The organism is Pseudonocardia sp. ICBG601, from assembly GCF_020496245.1.
Map to the genome: position 1 here is coordinate 1 of NZ_JAHLJA010000175.1, position 17,488 is coordinate 17,488.

Annotated in this window: 17 protein-coding genes; 12 read left to right on the forward strand and 5 right to left on the reverse strand. The window is 67.5% G+C overall.

All coding sequences use genetic code 11. The features are described 5' to 3' along the window. On the forward strand, positions 1–278 hold a 278-nt coding region (locus tag KPL57_RS57100; protein ID WP_226358495.1), incomplete at its 5' end, for a DUF3631 domain-containing protein. Positions 279–476: 198 nt separating this feature from the next. On the opposite strand, the gene KPL57_RS57105 is transcribed toward KPL57_RS57100, so the two are convergent. The 3 genes from KPL57_RS57105 to KPL57_RS57115 form a co-directional block, all read right to left on the reverse strand. Then, on the reverse strand, positions 477–776 hold the full coding sequence (locus KPL57_RS57105; RefSeq protein ID WP_226358491.1) for a sigma factor-like helix-turn-helix DNA-binding protein: 300 nt from the start codon (positions 774–776) through the stop codon (positions 477–479). After that, positions 773–1,231 (reverse strand): hypothetical protein, encoded by a 459-nt coding sequence (locus KPL57_RS57110; RefSeq protein WP_226358496.1) that lies wholly within the window; start codon positions 1,229–1,231, stop codon positions 773–775. The genes KPL57_RS57105 and KPL57_RS57110 overlap by 4 nt, the downstream gene beginning before the upstream one ends. Positions 1,232–1,329: 98 nt before the next feature. Then, positions 1,330–1,695, reverse strand: a complete 366-nt coding sequence (locus tag KPL57_RS57115) for a replication initiation protein (protein ID WP_226358497.1) — start codon at positions 1,693–1,695, stop codon at positions 1,330–1,332. 118 nt (positions 1,696–1,813) lie between these two features. Between KPL57_RS57115 and KPL57_RS57120 the strand changes: the two genes are divergently transcribed. The 3 genes from KPL57_RS57120 to KPL57_RS57130 all read left to right on the forward strand — a co-directional run bounded on the left by KPL57_RS57120 (position 1,814) and on the right by KPL57_RS57130 (position 6,674). Continuing rightward, a complete protein-coding gene (locus KPL57_RS57120; RefSeq protein ID WP_226351132.1) occupies positions 1,814–4,783 on the forward strand; it encodes a Tn3 family transposase in 2,970 nt (989 codons plus the stop codon). A gap of 246 nt (positions 4,784–5,029) precedes the next feature. Beyond that, entirely contained in the window at positions 5,030–5,614 is a 585-nt protein-coding gene (locus KPL57_RS57125; RefSeq protein WP_226351775.1) for a recombinase family protein, read from the forward strand. A 115-nt stretch (positions 5,615–5,729) separates the two neighbouring features. Continuing rightward, positions 5,730–6,674, forward strand: a complete 945-nt coding sequence (locus tag KPL57_RS57130; RefSeq protein WP_226358493.1) for a ParA family protein — start codon at positions 5,730–5,732, stop codon at positions 6,672–6,674. Here KPL57_RS57130 and KPL57_RS57135 read toward each other — a convergent pair. Continuing rightward, positions 6,649–7,368 (reverse strand): hypothetical protein, encoded by a 720-nt coding sequence (locus KPL57_RS57135; RefSeq protein ID WP_226358498.1) that lies wholly within the window; start codon positions 7,366–7,368, stop codon positions 6,649–6,651. The genes KPL57_RS57130 and KPL57_RS57135 overlap by 26 nt on opposite strands. A gap of 226 nt (positions 7,369–7,594) precedes the next feature. Further along, positions 7,595–7,996 (reverse strand): hypothetical protein, encoded by a 402-nt coding sequence (locus KPL57_RS57140; RefSeq protein ID WP_226358499.1) that lies wholly within the window; start codon positions 7,994–7,996, stop codon positions 7,595–7,597. A gap of 275 nt (positions 7,997–8,271) precedes the next feature. On the opposite strand from KPL57_RS57140, the gene KPL57_RS57145 reads away from it, so the two are divergent. From KPL57_RS57145 to KPL57_RS71110, 8 genes are all read left to right on the forward strand, one after another. Next, entirely contained in the window at positions 8,272–8,733 is a 462-nt protein-coding gene (locus KPL57_RS57145) for a hypothetical protein (RefSeq protein ID WP_226358500.1), read from the forward strand. 38 nt (positions 8,734–8,771) lie between these two features. Further along, positions 8,772–9,095, forward strand: coding sequence for a hypothetical protein (locus tag KPL57_RS57150; RefSeq protein WP_226358501.1), 324 nt, complete (start codon positions 8,772–8,774; stop codon positions 9,093–9,095). Positions 9,096–9,161: 66 nt separating this feature from the next. Further along, positions 9,162–10,415, forward strand: coding sequence for a hypothetical protein (locus KPL57_RS57155; RefSeq protein WP_226358502.1), 1,254 nt, complete (start codon positions 9,162–9,164; stop codon positions 10,413–10,415). Next, on the forward strand, positions 10,412–11,914 hold the full coding sequence (locus tag KPL57_RS57160) for an SCO6880 family protein (RefSeq protein WP_226358503.1): 1,503 nt from the start codon (positions 10,412–10,414) through the stop codon (positions 11,912–11,914). The genes KPL57_RS57155 and KPL57_RS57160 overlap by 4 nt, the downstream gene beginning before the upstream one ends. A gap of 115 nt (positions 11,915–12,029) precedes the next feature. Beyond that, positions 12,030–13,460, forward strand: coding sequence for a hypothetical protein (locus KPL57_RS57165; RefSeq protein WP_226358504.1), 1,431 nt, complete (start codon positions 12,030–12,032; stop codon positions 13,458–13,460). After that, positions 13,460–15,412 carry a TraM recognition domain-containing protein gene (locus KPL57_RS57170; RefSeq protein WP_226358505.1) on the forward strand — a complete coding sequence of 651 codons (1,953 nt, stop codon included), beginning with the start codon at positions 13,460–13,462 and terminating at the stop codon, positions 15,410–15,412. Before KPL57_RS57165 ends, KPL57_RS57170 begins: the two co-directional genes overlap by 1 nt. Continuing rightward, on the forward strand, positions 15,396–16,097 hold the full coding sequence (locus tag KPL57_RS57175; RefSeq protein WP_226358506.1) for a DUF4913 domain-containing protein: 702 nt from the start codon (positions 15,396–15,398) through the stop codon (positions 16,095–16,097). Before KPL57_RS57170 ends, KPL57_RS57175 begins: the two co-directional genes overlap by 17 nt. After that, the gene (locus KPL57_RS71110) at positions 16,094–17,152 is read left to right on the forward strand and encodes a C40 family peptidase (protein ID WP_226358507.1); all 1,059 of its coding nucleotides are present in this window, start codon (positions 16,094–16,096) and stop codon (positions 17,150–17,152) included. The genes KPL57_RS57175 and KPL57_RS71110 overlap by 4 nt, the downstream gene beginning before the upstream one ends. The last annotated feature ends 336 nt before the right edge of the window (positions 17,153–17,488 follow it).

A 17,488-nucleotide genomic window follows, 5' to 3' on the forward strand; every position in this document is an offset into this window, starting at 1 on the left:
GCCGCGTTGCCGACCATGCGACTCCTCCAGCAACTCCGCGCCGACCCGAAGCGCCGTGGGCGGACTACGGACCACGCGGCGAGGGACTCACCGCCCGACGCCTCGGCGTCCTGCTGAGCGAGTACGACATCCGCCCGGCGACCATCCGGTTCGCCGGGCTCGGACAGACCAAGGGATATCGCCGCGAGGCTTTCGCCGATGCCTGGCGGCGCTACACGCCTGATCTCGTCACCAACAGTGACGATCGTGCCCAGGTGTCCACCGGATCAGCAGAATAGCTGGTCAGGCTGCCTTCAGGGCGATCTTCGGCGCGCGTGAGCGCGCTGTCCGCTGAGGGGGTGGTACGGATTGATCCGTACCACCCCCTCAATCCGTACCACCCATAATCAGAGCCTGACCTGCACAGTTAGCATTGCTGTTACGGATGGTACGGATTGGTACGGATTGAGGGCCGTTTTGGGACATCCTTCGAAATCTCACTCTGCGTGATCAGCGGTATGGCGAGCCACAGCAGCAGCCCAGTCGCCGTTGCGGCGGGCGGTATAAAGCACGTGCCCGACGGACCCGATGCTGGTGCCGAGCCGTTCCGCGATCTCGCGGTAGGTGAGTCCCTGGAGGCGGAGCTGCACCGCAGCGGCACGGCGTTGTCGCGCCCGCCGTTCGTAGTCGTCTCGCGGTTCGGCCATCATGCGCACGACAGTGGCGCGAGTGACGCCGAACTGTTCAGCGAGGTCGCGAGCAGACTTGGTTCGCCGCTTCGGAATTTGCGCAGTCATGAGTAGGCCACCTTCGCCATCATCTCTCGAATCTGCTGCGACGCCTCAGCCTGGTCTCCGCCGCGCGCGAGTCCTCCGGGTCGGCTGTTTCCGGCGAGTCCTCCGTTGCGTCCGGAGCCTACTCGGCCTCCTTTGCGTCCGCGGGCGGCTTGGATGGCGGAGAATGCTGCGTCGTAGGCGGCGGGGCCGTCGTTCCACATGCGGGAGTAGTTGATGGTCCAGTCGGAGATGGACTGGGAGATGTGGCCGAGTTCGTTCCCGCCGAGGGGGATCGGGAAGTCGGCGTTGAGGATGGCGACGTGTTTGGCGACGGCGGCGCGGTAGCCGTCGGCGTCGCCCCAGTGGTGCCGCATTTCCCGGTAGGCGAAGCGGCGGACCATGTGGAACAGGGTTTCGTTGCGGGAGTAGCCGACGGGTTCACGCCGCCGCTGGTTGTGCCAGCCGCGTCCGGGCATGTGTCCGGCGGCGGTCAGGATCGCCCCGTATTGGTTGAGGGTGGAGGTTTTGTCGTGGAGGAAGTGGGTGATCCAGCGGGAGTGGAACGGGTTTTTGATCAGCCGCCGGGATAGGACGGGTCCCCGCCGACGGCGCGCCGTAGTGCTTCTTCGATGGAGAGGCCGTAGCGGACCGCGCGGCGTGATCCGTAGTTGGTGACGTTGATCGGTGTCGTGATGCCGAATCCGGCGTGGGCGTGGCCGTTGACGGGGTTCTCGATGATCACGTTCGGCATCGGGTGGCTGTCGACGGTGGAGACCATCCGTAGGACCGCGTCGGCGCTGTCGCCGTCGATGCCGATCAACCCCCACACCTGCTTGGGGTGCAGCTCGACGTGCATCCGGGTCATCGCCTCCTCCCGGGTCTGCCGCCACACGCCGTCGTCGAACTTGTCCGCGGCGAGTGGGTACCGCGACGTCCACAAACGCCCCCAGATCGGGGTGCCGGTAAGGATCGTGTCATCAGCCGCAAACGAGCGCTGGGGGCTTGACCCTGAATCTCTGGTCGCGGCGGTGTCCGGGGGGTGGGAGTAGCGTCCGTGCGTGGCGCGTGAGCTGGGTCAGGACGAACTGATCGATCGGTGGACGCTGGTCGAGGCCGAGCTGGCGATGGTGGCCGGCAAGCGTGGCGCGACGCGGCTCGGGTTCGCGGTGTTGCTGCGCTTTTACACCGAGCACGGCCGGTTTCCCCGCAGCCGGAGCGAGATCCCCGACGCCGCTGTGGACTACGTGGCCCGGCAGGTCGGTGTGCCGGTGACCGAGCTGGCGTTCTACGACTGGTCCGGCCGCACGATCGAGTTCCATCGCAGCCAGATTCGCCGGACACTGGGGTTCCGGGAGTGCAGCGTCGCCGACGCCGACAAGCTCACCGAGTGGCTGGTCACCACCGTCACCCAGACCGAGCGCGGCGCTGAACGTGTCCGTGACCAGCTGCTGGACCGGTGCCGGGAGGAACGTATCGAGCCGCCCACCGGCGGCCGCGTCGACCGGATCGTGCGCTCGGCGCTGCACCGCGGCGAGGAGCTGCTGTTCGCACGGGTGGCGATCCGCTTATCCGAGGCGGTGCGCGTTCGGCTGTTCGCCTTGGTCGCGGCCGGTGCCGATGACGACGGCCAACCCGGCGGGGACGGTGACGGGCCGGCGGTGCTGGCCTCGATCCGGTCCGATCCGGGCAACGTCAGCCTGAACACGATGTTGACCGAGATCGCCAAGCTGGAAGCGGTACGGGCGGTCGGCCTGTCAGCCGGCGTGTTCGCCGACATCGCCCCGAAGGTGGTCGCCGCCTGGCGGGCGCGGGCGGCGGTCGAGGCGCCCAGCCACCTGCGCGGACACGCGCCTGAGGTGACGCTGGCCCTGCTGGCGGCGTTGTTGCACTGCCGGGAACGGGAGATCACCGACACGCTGGTCGAGCTGCTGATCTCCACCGTGCACCGGATCAACGCCCGCGCCGAGGTCCGGGTGACCAAGGAGCTGATCAAGGAGTTCAAGCGGGTCACCGGCAAGGAGAACTTGCTGTTCCGGGTCGCCGAGGCGACCGTGAACGCCGGCGACCAGCTCGTGCGCGACACCGTGTTCCCGGTCGCGCCGCAGGCCGTGCTGGCCGACCTGATCGCGGAGTTCAAGTCCTCCGGGCCGACCTACCAGCGCACCGTGAAGGCCACGCTGAAGGGCTCCTACACCAACCACTACCGGACTGGGCTGATCAAGCTGCTGGACGTGCTGGAGTTCCGCAGCAACAACACCACCCACCGGCCGGTGCTCGACGCGCTGGAGCTGATCACCCGCTACGCCAGCGCCGGGAACCTGCACTACTACCCGGCCGGCGAGCACATCCCGGTCCATCGCGGCCTGAGCGAGGACTGGGAGGCGCTGGTTTACAAGGACGACAAGCGCCGCCGGCAACGGGTCGTGCGCATGGTCTACGAGGTGTGCACCTTCCAGGCGCTACGCGAGCAGTTGCGGTGCAAGGAAATCTGGGTCGTCGGCGCGGACACCTGGCGCAACCCGGCCGAAGACCTTCCGACCGATTTCGAGGACCATCGCGTCGAGCACTACCAGGCGCTGCGCAAGCCGCTGGACCCCAGCCAGTTCATCGCCGACCTGCAAGCCGAGATGCGCGCCGAGCTGGAGGCCCTGCACACCGCCCTGCCGGGCTGCGATTGGTTGTCGATTAGCGACCGCGCGGCTGGCGCGGTCAAGCTGGCCCCGCTGGAGGCCTCGCCGGAGCCGCGCAACCTGCGCCGGCTCAAGCAGGCTGTGCAGGCCCGGTGGGGCACGGTGCCGCTGATCGACATGCTCAAGGAGGCGGTGCTGCGCACCGGCTGCCTGTCGGCGGTGACCTCGGTCGCCGACCGCGGCACCTTGCCCGAGCACGTGCTGGCCGAGCGGTTGCTGCTGGCTATCTACGGGTACGGCACCAACACCGGCATCCGTGCGGTCGCCGGCGGCGAGCACGGGCATTCCGAGGACGAGATTCGCTACGCCCGGCGCCGCTACCTGAGCACCGAGGCCGCGCGGCAGATCGCGATCGAGATCGCCAACGCCACCTTCGCCGCCCGCCAGCAGACACTGTGGGGCGACGGATCCACCGCCGTGGCCAGCGACTCGACTCACTTCGGCGCGTTCGACCAGAACATCTTCACCGAGTGGCACTCCCGCTACGGCGGCCGAGGGGTGCTGATCTACTGGCACGTCGAGCGCGGCTCCGTGGTGATCCACTCGCAGCGGCTGAACTGCTCGGCCTCCGAGGTGCACGCGATGGTCGACGGCGCGATCCGGCATGGCACCGACATGCAGGTCGAGGCCAATTACGTGGACACGCATGGTCAGTCCGAGATCGGGTTCGGCATCACGAAGCTGCTCGGGTTCGACCTGCTGCCGAGGATCAAGCGGATCAACAAGGTCAAGCTGTACCGCCCGGCTGCTGGCGAGCCAGACGCCTGGCCGGGTCTGGCACCGGCGATGACCCGCCCGGTCCGGTGGGACCGCATCGCTGAGCAGTACGACCAGATGCTCAAGTACGCCACCGCGATCCGCGTGGGCACCGCCTCGACCGAGGCGATCCTGCGGCGATTCATGAAGGCCAACGCAGCGCACCCGACCTACCAGGCGATGATCGAGCTGGGCCGGGCGCAAAAGACCATCTTCTTGGCCCGTTACCTGCACAGCCGGGCACTCCAGCGAGAGATCCACGAGGGCCTGAACGTGGTCGAGTCGTGGAATCGGGCCAACGCGGTCATCTTCTACGGCAAGGGCGGGGACCTGGCCACCAACCGGCGCGACGAGCAGGAGATGAGCGTGCTGTGCCTGCGGATCTTGCAGGCCGCCCTGGTGTACGTGAACACCCTGATGATCCAGGACCTGCTCGCTGGCTCCGAGTGGGACGACGCGCTCACCGCTGAGGATCGGCGCGGGCTGACGCCGCTGTTCTGGGCGCACGTGCTGCCCTACGGCGAGGTGCGGCTGAACATGGACGCCCGTCTTCGCCTGGCCGCCGCCGCCTCCAGCGGCTGACTGGCCGGTCTCGAAACCAAGGTTCCGCGACAGCGTGCAGGCGAGTTCGGACATCGACATCACCCCAGGTCACGCTGTCTCACAATCTAACGTCGAAACACCGCCTCGAAACACGGCCACATGGTAAACTTATGAGACAGTTGCGGGAGGAAACGAGACGATCATGACCGGCGAGTCCGCCATTACCGACCCGCGGATCGCCGCCGCCCTGGATGCCGACCGGGACCAGGCCAGGACGGTGACGTGATGGAACTGGGCTACGCCCGCGTCTCGACCACACACCAGGACCTCGAACGACAGCTCGACGCCCTGGGCCACCACGGCATACCCGACGAGCGGATCTACACCGACAAGAAGACCGGCGCCACCATCGACCGGCCCGGCTTCACCGAGCTGCGCCGCTACGCCCGCTCCGGCGACACGATCATCGCGACCAACCTCGACCGACTCGGCCGCAATCTGCGCGAATGCCTCAACGTCGTGCACGAGCTGCGCGAGCAGGGCATCGGGATCAAGACCCTGAAGGACCCGATCCCGATCGACACCACCGACGACTCGCCGATGGCCGAACTCGCCGTCGCGCTACTGGCGCTGTTCGCACACATGGAACGAGTGTTCATGCGCGAACGCGCCGCCCACGCCCGCGAGGCCACCGCAGCCACGGGCAAACTGCCCGGCCGACCCCGCAAACTCGACCCCAACCAGCTCGCCGCGGCCCAGGCCGCCCTCGACACCGGCCAGACCGCCGACCAGATCGCAGCCGCGTTCGGCGTCAGCCGCGCCACCCTCTACCGCAACCTCACCGAAAATAAACCCGCTGACCAGCAATGATCGACTCGTTTGCGGCTGGTGACAACTCCCTTACCGGCGCCCCTACTTGGGGACGACGTAGAGGTCGGCGGTGCCGTCGGGGCGTGTAGACCACCCAAAATTACCGTAATCGATCATGCTGACACTGCAGCTTGCGTATATGCTTGCGTATATGCTTGCCGAATCGACGAGGACTGCCTGGGCGGTACTGGAGCGTCAGCAGAACCAGGGGACGGTTCAGCTTCATTGGCCGGATGAGCTTGACACGGTGCTGCTGGCCATCGACAGCGAGAAAGGTGGGGTCGGCAAATCCTCGCTGGCCGGTGGCTTGGTTGCTGTCATGGCGGCTGCTGGGCATGAGGTCCTGGCCGTCGACCTCGACCCGCGCGCCACTCTGACCGCTGAACTCGACGCAGTAGCCCCAGAGGGCGTCACAGAGATGCCTAGCCTCAACGACCTACTTCACGAGGACCAGGGGATCGATCCCAGCGAGCTACCGGAGCTGCGTGGTTTAGCTAGCCAAGCCGTGCGGCCTGCTGGGGCACACTGGGGGGACCGGGTCCGAGTTCTTGCCGCTGAACGGGCACTGGCGCACCGCGAGTCCGACTTGACGACACCGAACATCGAGCACCGCCTTGCTCTATCCCTAGAGGGCTTCAAAAGACAGTTCCGGCTGGTAGTCATCGACCTGCCACCGCGGGCCGGGGGCAAACTCGTCGGGGCCGGCCTGCTCGCGGCCACGCATGTGTTGTTTCCCGGCACTCTCGACGAAGACGGTTTGATCGGAGTCCGGGACGCCCGCAAGACCGCTCGGCGGGTCTCTCGCGCACATCCGGCGGCGCTGCGCCAGGTAGGGGTTCTGCGGACCATCGTCGAGCCCCGAACGCGACTCGCGGAGCTGAGCGATCGGCGCTTCACCGAGGAATTCGACGACGTCCTCGACGTGGTCATCCCCAAACGCATCGTGCGCCGTGAAGCCCGCACGGCGTGCGTGCCGATCACCACCGCCACAACGCGGGACGCGCAAGATCTGGTAAGCGCCTACACGGCGGTGCTCAACACGATTGCGGAGGCCCCCTGATGGCTGGGCTCATCGACAAAGCAGTCCAGCGGCCCCGTCTCCGCAAGGCCACGGACGCCCACCAGGACCCTGCCGATATCCAAGGTCCCCCACTGCGGCTGAGCGGCTCCGCCAGCGAGAAGACCAGCGGCTCCGCCAGCGAGAAGACCAGCGGCTCCGCCAGCGAGAAGACCAGCGGCTCCGCCAGCGAGAAGACCAGCGGCTCCGCCAGCGAGAAGACCAGCGGCTCCGCCAGCGAGAAGACCAGCGGCTCCGCCAGCGAGAAGACCAGCGGCTCCGCCAGCGAGAAGACCAGCGGCTCCGCCAGCGAGAAGACCAGCGGCTCCGCCAGCGAGAAGACCAGCGGCTCCGCCAGCGAGAAGACCAGCGGCTCCGCCAGCGAGAAGACCAGCGGCTCCGCCAGCGAGAAGACCAGCGGCTCCGCCAGCGAGAAGACCAGCGGCTCCGCCAGCGAGAAGACCAGCGGCTCCGCCAGCGAGAAGACCAGCGGCTCCGCCAGCCAGCGGCTCCGCCAGCGAGAAGACCAGCGGCTCCGCCAGCGAGAAGACCAGCGGCTCCGCCAGCGAGAAGACCAGCGGCTCCGCCAGCGAGAAGACCAGCGGCTCCGCCAGCGAGAAGACCAGCGGCTCCGCCAGCGAGAAGACCAGCGGCTTGCTGCGACTTTCAGAACCAGGGCAGACTGAAACAACACCACGCAGACAGCGGAGACCCCGCCGCACAGGCCGTCCGCGCGGCCCGGAAAGAGTCCCGCTTTCCAGCCGGATCCTTGTCGAACTTGATCAGGCAATGGACGCGGCAGTCGAGGCCAGCGGGTTGTCTCCTCAGCCCATTATCGAGGAAGCTCTGCGAGACTGGTTCGTGGCTCACGGCTACCTGGAGCGGTGAAACGACAACTGAGGCTCGGTTGTCGCGCCCGCCATTCAGAACAGCTGCTCGGTGACCCGCCAGGCCCCGTCTGTGCCATGCTGCACGGCTACGGTCGCCGCCACGCGCTCCGGCGGTATTGGCGGTGCGCCAGCGGCGTGACAGCTGGTTCGTACGGTACCTACGACCTGTATGTAGACCTGCTGGTCAGTGCGTGGTGCTTCTCGCGGGATGATGGCGTCGATGTCGCTGACCTTGACGGCGCAGCGTCCTTGAATCAGCTGGCCCCAGCCTGCACCGGAAGCGTCGTCATGGGTGAGTGCCGCGTTGGCCTGCGCTACCGCTCCGGTCACGAGCGGCGCGACGCGTTCAGTCCAGGTCAGCGGCCCCGGATCCGTATAGCTGATAGTCCGCGACGCTTCCAGCCAGAGGCGGGCGCTGACCAGCGGATCCGTCACGGCGCCAGGAGGCAGCGGGGCCCCGTTAGCTGCGGTGGATTCGGAAGATGCATCTGGTGTCGTGGTGGATGTGCATGCTGCCCAGAGCCCACCGCCTAGGGCTCCGACGGCCAGCCCTGCGCTGAGCCAGCGAGTAACACCTCGCAAGGGCCCATTCCCCGACCGTCTTACCTCTGACTCGATCAACGACACCACACCAGGGTATCGTCTCAGATTTTCTAACGATACGATCTGTATCGGCGTCAGAGTCAGAGCATGACAGTAGGGGGTGGGCGGTGGAGCCGCCGATCGTTGCGGGAGTTGCCGGAGGTGTCGGCACGACCCTGGTCGCCCAGGCACTACGTGGTGCCGACCACGGCATCTACGGATGCTCGACCGCAGTGGATGTCCTCGTCTGTCGATCCACGCTGTACTCGGTCAGCGCGGCCCAGAGGGCGCTGCAGACCACTCCTGCGCCGCCGATCCTGGCGATCGTCGACGATGTCCCGCACGCGACCTGGGGCACGAACACCACCAACAAGATCCGCCTGACTGAGCCGTACGTGTATCGCTATATCCGCATTCCGATGGTCGCCGAGTGGCGCGACAATCCCCATCCACACGCAGTGGCTGGCAACGTTCTAGTCGACGACGAACGGAGTTTACCGAAAGGTATCCGCTCTTTCGCTGAGGCTCTTCGAGAACTTGTCGACGTCGTTACTGAAGCTGCGACTGCACATTGTCCCCAGAGCGCTTGATTCACCCCTTTTCCTGTTGAGTTGTTATGGAGTGTCAAGTGTTAAATATTGTCGCTGCTGCTATGGATTTGCTGCCATTGCAAGCCCCGTCGCCCCCAGGGGCCGAACCCCTCATTCCTGACGCCGATCCCCGCAACCTTCCCGGCACCCTCGGTGAGTCAGTGAAAACAGTCATAGGCACCGTCAAGGCAGCCCTGCTGGCGGTGGCTGTCGTGGCAGGATTGATCGGTACGGGGTTCATCATGGCCGGAGCGCGCGGCCGCAGCGGCTTGGCGGTAACCGGTTTAGAAAAGGTCGGGTACGTGGTTCTTGGCCTCGCAGTCATGGGTGCTCTTCCAAGTATTCTCGAGCTGTTCGTCTGATGTGCCAATTCAGTATTGGCAATGAGGTGGTGTAGGGTGTTTAACCCTCTTGACCCTCTCGGATCGTTGGGCGCACAGTTCGGTGAGACCGCCGGGGAGCTGCTTGGCTACCTGATGGCCTGGTGGCTCATTTCCCCTTCGCCTATCGACAGGGTCACTCAGAACCCCAGTATCGCGACGCTGGTCGGCCCGATCGCGGTCACAATTGTAGCTGTCGCCGTGCTCGCCCAGCTCGCCCGCGTCATGATTTCCGGACGACGTGAAACACTGGTAGAGATTGCGCTCGGCCTGGTGAAGTTCGGGCTCATCAACGCGACCGCGCTGGCGGCGATCAACCTCGGCATCGAGGGGGCTGATGCTGCATCTGCACATCTGGTAACCAGCCAGGTCAAGCTGTTCGGGGAGCAGGTCAACGCTGCCCTTCAAGGGGATATAACTGGAACACTGCGCCTCTTTCTCGCAGCAGTCGTCATTCCGCTCGCGGGCCTGCAGTGGTTGTTTCTGTTCGTGCGCCAAGCGGGTATCCTTGTGCTTGTTGCGATGCTGCCGCTGGCAGCGGCAGGGGTGATCTCAAAGGGCACTAGTCGCTGGTTTCCGACGATCACTACTTGGCTGATTGGGTTGATCATCTACAAGCCGCTCGCAGCGGGGATTTATGCGATCGGAATGGCGTTGTTCTCCGATAAGGAGAAAGATATCGCGACCGTCTTGACGGGGATCATGGTGCTGACCCTGGCGATCATTGCGCTCCCCGCGATCTTGACCTTCTTCAACTGGGTAGGAACTAACGTCAGCGGCGGTGCATCGATCGGCGGCGTTGCCGCAGGTGCGGCCACCGGCGCAGTGGCGCTGGGCTCGCTGAGCAACTTCCGCCGTCAGGAGACCACCGGCCCCCGCAGCGCCCCTGGTGCAGCGCCACCGGGCGCGTCGGGAGCGACCCCGTCCCCAACAACGCCTCCGGCCACCGGGCCCGGACGTTCCAGCCCAGAGCCGCAGGCCGGACCGTCCACCCCCGGCTCTGCTGGAACATCGTCCTCCGGAACGGCGGCGGGGACACGTGGGGGAGGCGCTGCAGCGGCTAGGGGATCGGCTCCCGGCGGTGCCGCGGCCACGAGCGGCGGTACTACCGGGACGGCTGCAGCCGCTGCGGGCCCCGCTGGCGCTGCTGCTGTTGCGGCAGGGGAGGTCGCGGGCCGCGCGGTCCAGGCGAGCCGGGCGGCGGCAGACCAATTCACTCCGCCCTCTGACAGCGGTAGCGAGATACCGCCGAGCCGGGGCCCCAGCGGCGCCGATCCTGCGAGAGAGGAGACCACGAGGTGAATGCGCCGCGCACCTACGGCCACTGGCGCCCGCCGCGCGGATTCGGGATCGGGCAGCTCAGCACCGGGCAGACCCTGACTGTGTTCCTCGCCGTCACCATCCCGGTCATCCTGCTCAACTTCTCCGGCCTGTCCGGAGCCATCGCGCTAGCGATCGGCGCACTCGTCTTCACCGCTGTAGTCGTCAAGATCGGCGGCAGCTCCGTCTCCGACGTGCTCCTGCGCCGGATCCGTTTCACCCGTGCCCGCGCCGCAGACTGGACCGAGCTGACCGGCGGTATGGTGACCGATCACCCGCGCCGCCACGACCTCCCCGGTGTGCTGGGAACAGTGGTGCCGTTATCGACCGACGACGGCCGCGGCGGCCACCAGGGTCTGCTGTGGGACCGCCGCACCGGCACCCTGACTGCGGTCCTACGGGTCTCCCCAGTCGGGCTGGACCTGGCCGACCGCGGCCAAGCCGATGCGTGGGTCGCGAACTGGGGAGCGTTCCTGGGCGATCTGGGGTACAGGCCGATGGTGGCTCACATCGCTGTCAGCATCGATACCTCCCCGACGGGCGGGACGACACTGCGTGACCATGTCACCGCCCATGTCGATCCCCAGACCCCGGCTCCCGCCCGGGCGGTGATGGCTGAGCTTGCCGCATCCGCACCGGCGTCGAGCGCTGAAGTCGACGCCCGGGTCTCGGTCACCTTCGACCCGAGCCGTGCGACACCTCGACCAGCAGATCTGGCCGCTGGGGTCGCCGAGGTGACCCGGTGGCTACCCGGTTTGGAATCCCAGCTCGGGATGGCCGGCGTCGCGGTGCGGCGCCGCGCCAGCGCAGCCTGGCTGACCGGGCGGCTCCGCGTCGCGTTCGACCCGGCCACTCGCTCGGACCTGACCGGCTACGGCGACCACCCCACAGAACAGACTGCCAACCACATCGGCGATCATCCCGACGAGTTGCTGGACTGGGCCGAGGCCGGCCCGATCGCCGCCCGGGAGCTGTGGGATCACTACCGGCACGACTCGGGGATCTCAGTGACCTGGGCGATGGTCGAAGCCCCACGCCAGGCAGTCATGGACAAGGTCCTCGTGCCGTTGCTGGCGCCGGGTCCGTTCCCCCGCCGGTTCACTCTGCTCTACACCCCGTTGTCCGCTGGGGAAGCAGCCGATGAAGTCGAGCGCGAGATCACCAACACCCAGGTTCGGCGGGCATGGTCGCGCCGGACCCGCCGGGACGAGACCCAACGCGACCGCGACGACCTCGCCCGCGCCACCCAGAGCGCCCGCGAAGAAGCCGAAGGCGCCGGAGTCGGCCGTTTCACCCTGTATGTGACCACCACCGTCACCGACGAGACCCTGCTGCCCGCCGCGACCGCAGACGTCGAACAACGCGCCGGGCAGGCCAAGATCCGGCTCCGACGCCTGTGCGGCTCCCAGGCCGCCGGATTCGCCGCCTCGCTCGGGTTCGGAATCAACCCGACCGAACTCGCCCGGCGGCCCCGCCGATGACCCCACCCCACCACGTTGCCGCAGGCGACGACCTGATCTGGAAGACCCGGTGAACGCCATGTCTCCGCCTACAACTCCCGTCGCTGATCCTGGCGCGCGCTACCGGGGTCGGCCGGTGCCCCGCCCGTTGGGCTGGCCCGTCACGGGCGCGGGGCGCGCGGCGAACGTCGAGGGCGGGGTGATGTGGCAGGGCACAACCACCCAGCTGTGTGGGCTCTTTCCGTTCGCGGTGTCCTCCGGGGCGGCACCGCCCGGTGTGCCGATCGGGCACCACCTGCACACCGCCGAGCCGATCGGGCTCGATCCGGCCGAGTGGCTCCGCCAGGGCCTGATCACCAACACCGGCATGTGGATCCAAGGCCAGCCCGGGATCGGGAAGTCGACCATCGTCAAACGACTGATGACCGGGCTGGTCGCGTTCGGCTACACCGCTGTCGTGCCCGGGGATGTCAAAGGCGAATACACCGCTCTGGTCGAACACCTCGGCGGCCGCGTGGTGCGCATCGGCCGAGGACACCACGCGCTCAATCCGCTCGACCCCGGACCGCTACGCGATGCTCTCGCCTGCACGACTGGCACCGAACGCGAGCGGCTGCAGGAGACGATCCGCGCACGGCGTCTGACACTGCTCGAAGCGCTTGCGGTGATCGTGCGGCGCGCTGAGGTCACCGTCACCGAGCGCCGCCTGCTCGGCGCCGCCCTCGATCTGACCGTCGAGGGCACACGACACGCCAGCAGCACCGACCCGCGCGCCGAGCCCACGATCCCCGACGTCGTCAAAGTCCTCACCACGCCCCCGGCACCGTTGCTCGACATCGCCGCCGTCGACACCATCCTCGGGTTCCGCCGTGACACCCGCGAGCTGATCAACACCTTGCAGCTGTTGTGTGACGGCGCGATCCGCGGCCTGTTCGACCGGGCCTCCACGGTCACCGCTGACCTCGACGCGCCCGCGCTGTCGCTCGACATCTCCGAACTCGACAACGACGAGGACGACGTCGTCGCCGCGGCGATGCTGTCGTCCTGGGCGTGGGCCGCGGCCGTCATCGACGGATCAGCCACGCTCGGGCACCGCCGCCGGATCTTCCGGATCCAGGACGAGCTGTGGCGGGCCCTGCGTGTCGCGCCCGGCCTGGTGGAACGCTCGGATCGGATCACTCGCCTGGGACGGTCCCGCGGCGAGATATCCGCGCAGGTCACCCACTCACTCGACGACCTCGAAGCGCTGCCCACCGAAGCTGACCGCGCCAAAGCCCGCGGGATGGCCGCCCGCAACGCGATCATGATTCTCGGCGGGATGGCGGACAAAGAACTCGACGCTGTCCGCCGCATCACCCCTCTGACCACCTCGGAAGCGGCGATGGTCCGAGCCTGGGCTGCGCCCCCGACCTGGGTCACCGGCAGTCTCCACCCCGGCCGCGGCCGATACCTCATCAAGTCCGGCGAACGGATGGGACTACCGGTCGCGCTATCGCTGATGCCCAGCGAACGCGACCTCTACAACACCGACCACGCCTGGACCCAGACCACCCCCGGAGAGCGCTGATGAGCAACGGACCCATGGAACCGGCGCCCTGGCGCCAACTCGCCGTCCCCGCGATCGGCCTCGCCGTGATAGGAGCGGGGTTCACAGCGATGGCCTGCTGCTGGGCCGCAGCTCACGCCGCCGCAACCACACCTCCGGCCTTCGGCGGTCCGACCCTGCGAGCCTTGGCCACCGCCGCAGCGTCCAACAGCCTCGACCCGCTGATCGGGGCTTCCGGCTCCCGATGGATGTTCTGGACAGTGCTGGCGGCGATCACGCTGCCGCTGCTGGGATCCGTCGTCGCCGTCGCGTCCTGGATCGCGCACCGGAGAGCCGGGCCAGGACAGGCACGCACGGCCATGACCGGCCGCCGCGACACCCGCGACATGCGCGGCCGCGGTGCCCGTGCCCGTGCTGTGCAGCTGCGGCCCACCCTCGGTGACCCGAAGCATCTCGACCCGCGGGACCTCGGTATGTGTCTCGGCCGCAGCCTCACCGGATTCGGCGCGGGCCGGCTGCTCTACGGCTCCGAGGAAGACGTCGTCCTCATGCTCGCCGGGCCGCGGTCGAACAAGACCTCGGCGGTGGTCGTGCCCGCGATCTTGTCCGCGCCCGGCCCGGTCGTCGCCTCCAGCAACAAAGTCGACATCTACATCCTGACCATCGGGCTGCGCGCCCGTCTCGGTCGAGTGTTCATCGCTGATCCCGAGAGGATGACCGGGGCGCCGCACGACTGGTGGTGGAACCCGCTGAACGGCATCACCGACGTCACCGACGCCGCGACCATGCTCACCCCGTTCACCCAGATCATCGGCGCCGGAGGCGAAACTCGCGGGGACCCGTTCTTCTCCCAGGGCGCCGCCCGGCTCCTCGCCCTGCAGACCCTGGCCGCCACCTGTATCACCGGCGACGGGAGCCTGCGCGATGTCCGGCGCTGGCTCGCGCAGCAGTCCACCGAACCGGTCACCCTGCTTGAGAACAACGGTCATGCCGACGCTGCGGTCGGATTGCAAGGCCTGCTCGAAACACCGGTCGAGACCCGCGGTGGGCTGTTCGAGACCGCGCTGACCGCGCTGGGCGCGTTGGAATCCGAACCCATCGCCCAGATGATCACCCCGCCCGCGACCTGGAAGAACCCGCCCCGACACGAGGTCGTCGAGTTCGATCCGTGGCGGTTCCTAGTCGGCTACACCAGCGACGCCGCCGGTCGGCCCGTCCCTCACGACACGTTCTACCTGCTGACCCGGGCCAGCTCCAGCAACGGCGCCCCAGGCACGACCGCGCTGGTCGACACGCTGCTCCGCACCGCGATCGACGCCGCCACCGCCCAGGGCGGACGTCTTGACCCGCCGCTGCGCGCGGTCCTCGACGAAGCCGCGAACACCTGCCCGCTCCCGCGGCTGCCCGACGACTACTCCTTCTTCGGATCGATGTCGATCCAGGTCATGACGATCCTGCAATCGTTCAAGCAGGGCGCGGCCCGGTGGGGCGAGACCGGGATGGCCAAGCTGTGGTCCGCCGCGACGATCAGACTCACCGGCGCCGGTGTGCAGGACCCTGACCTCGCCCGCATGATCAGCGATCTGATCGGCCCGGCCGAGGTGCCCACCTACACCCACCAGCACGGCCGCAGCGGCACGTCGACCTCCAGCTCGACCCGGGACAAGCCGATCATGACCGTCGCCGATATCGCCGCTCTGGACAAACGCCACGCGATCCTGATCTCCGCCGGCCGCCGACCGGTACTCATCGAGCTGATGCCCTGGTACCGCGAGCACGACGCCGACGACATCTCCACTTACGCCAAGCAGGCCACCGCCCAGGTCCGCGCCGCCGCAGTAGCCGCCCTCGGCCCCGACAATCCCCTCGCCCAGAACCTCGCCGCGAGCACCGAGGACGGTGCCACCGGCAACAACACCAACGATCCCGAAACCCCGGGCGCGCACGAGATCCCCCGTGACAAGCCCCGATAGCAGCGCCGCTCCGCCTGGGGAGGCGGCCAGTGTTCTCACCCAGCTCGACGAGCTCCGTCGGAAGATCGCCGGGCTCGACGAGCTCCACCGCCTCACCCGGCAGATCAATGCGCGGCTCACAACCCTCGACACTCGAGTCGAATACTTGAGCTCCGGCCTCGACGTCGCTGAAGACACGGCCGTACCGACACCAGAGCCCGCCGCCACCGATACAACCGTTGTCTCCGGAGGGCCCGGTACAGCGGTGGACATCGGCGCGCTGGTGAGCTGGGTCCGTGACCATGTCGCGCGGCTGATCGAGAAGAAGATCCCGCAGAACCAGGGCCGGGTGCGCTGGTGCCGGTCGTGGTGGCTACACGCCGAGGCGATCGCCCGCTTCGATGCCCTGCACCGCTCCTGGTCCGACGCCATCTATGGGGACGAGAACGCGCTGGTCGTCTACTACGACCATCTCGATCGTCAGCTCGCGGTCCTCACCAGCGAAGACGGCCCGTTCGCCGCCTGCCGCGGCGGCGACCACGCCTACGACTCTCGCGTCGGCGCCCTCGGTCATGTCGACCCCGGTCCGGACTTCTATCGCGACCACGCCCGCGCCCTAGAACAGGCCCGTCGCGCGGCGCGACCAGCCGCCTCGCCACCGTCGACACCCCCGCCCGCAACGAGCGAGGAAGCAGAACAGCGGTGAAGTGGGCAGCACTCGCCGGGATCGTCAGCGTCGGCATGGCCGTGCTGCTCACGTTGGTCCTGCTCGTCACCGTGATCGGCATCCCCAGCAGCGGCCGCACGGGACTACCCGGCGTGGTCTGCGCGCCCCCTGGGGCGGACCCCACGCAGCTGGTCGCGGGTTTCGGCACCGACCAAGTCAGCAACGCCGGACTGATCGTCGCCACCGGCGCCGAGATGGGCGTCCCTGTCAGGGGACAGGTGATCGCGGTCGCGACCGCGATGCAGGAATCGACCCTGCTCAACTACGCCAACCACACTGTCGCCGAATCGTTGACACGCCCGCATGAGGCGGTCGGGGCCGATCATGACTCGGTCGGATTGTTCCAACAGCGCGAAGCAGGGTGGGGCGACGTCGCGACCCGGATGGATCCGCGTCAGTCCGCGCGGTTGTTCTACGACGCGCTGCTGCAGATCCCCGGCTGGGAGACGATGCCGCTGACCCGCGCGGCCCAAGCGGTGCAAATCAGCGCATTCCCCGACGCCTACGCCAAATGGGAACGCCCCGCCTCGACTCTCGTCGGAGCTCTGCAAGGCGTCTCCTGCAGTCCCGACGACACCGGCGACGGACCGATCCCGCCGGTCGATCCGCAGATCCAGCGCGTCATCGACCGCGGCCTGTCCCAGCAGGGCCGCCCCTATGTGTGGGCCGGGGGAAACGCGCGCGGACCGACGCTGGGCGGCTTCGACTGCTCCGGGCTCATGGTCTATGCCTTCGCCGAGATCGACATCTCCGTCCCTCACCAGACCCAGGCGATCTGGGACGCTTTCCAGCCCGCGATCACCGACCCTGCCGCGCTCGCCCCCGGCGACATGCTCTTGTTCTCCTCGAACGGGCGACCGGGCGGGATCCACCACGTCGGGCTCTACCTCGGCAACGGCCGCATGCTCCACGCTCCCCAGACCGGTGATGTCGTCAAGATCGAACCTGATATCTGGTCCAGCACCTACTACAGCAACGAATTCCTCGGAGCAGTCCGCGCAACCAACCCAGCTTCGCCGCCCCGCGCGACATGACCCAAGCCTAAACAATTGCTGCTATCCGCCCTCCTCGGGGGTGAAACGTCATCTTTTTTTCCGCCACCAGACTGCCGCTTTCTTTCCGATGAGTGTGACGAATAGCCAGCCAGTCAAGAGCACAGAGAAGATGAGAACGACATAGCCAGCAACCCCCAAGGCTCCATACCCCCAGGGAAGTCCGTTCTTGACGGACAGGAATGCGGTCATCAGGGTCGCGTAGGAGAGAGACTCGAAGCCTCCACGCCGAGAAATAAAGAGCGGAGCCTCCGAGGCCTTTGGGGCCTTCCCCTCCGACTTTCCCCTCTCCTTACTCAAGGGCGGCTCAGGCGAATG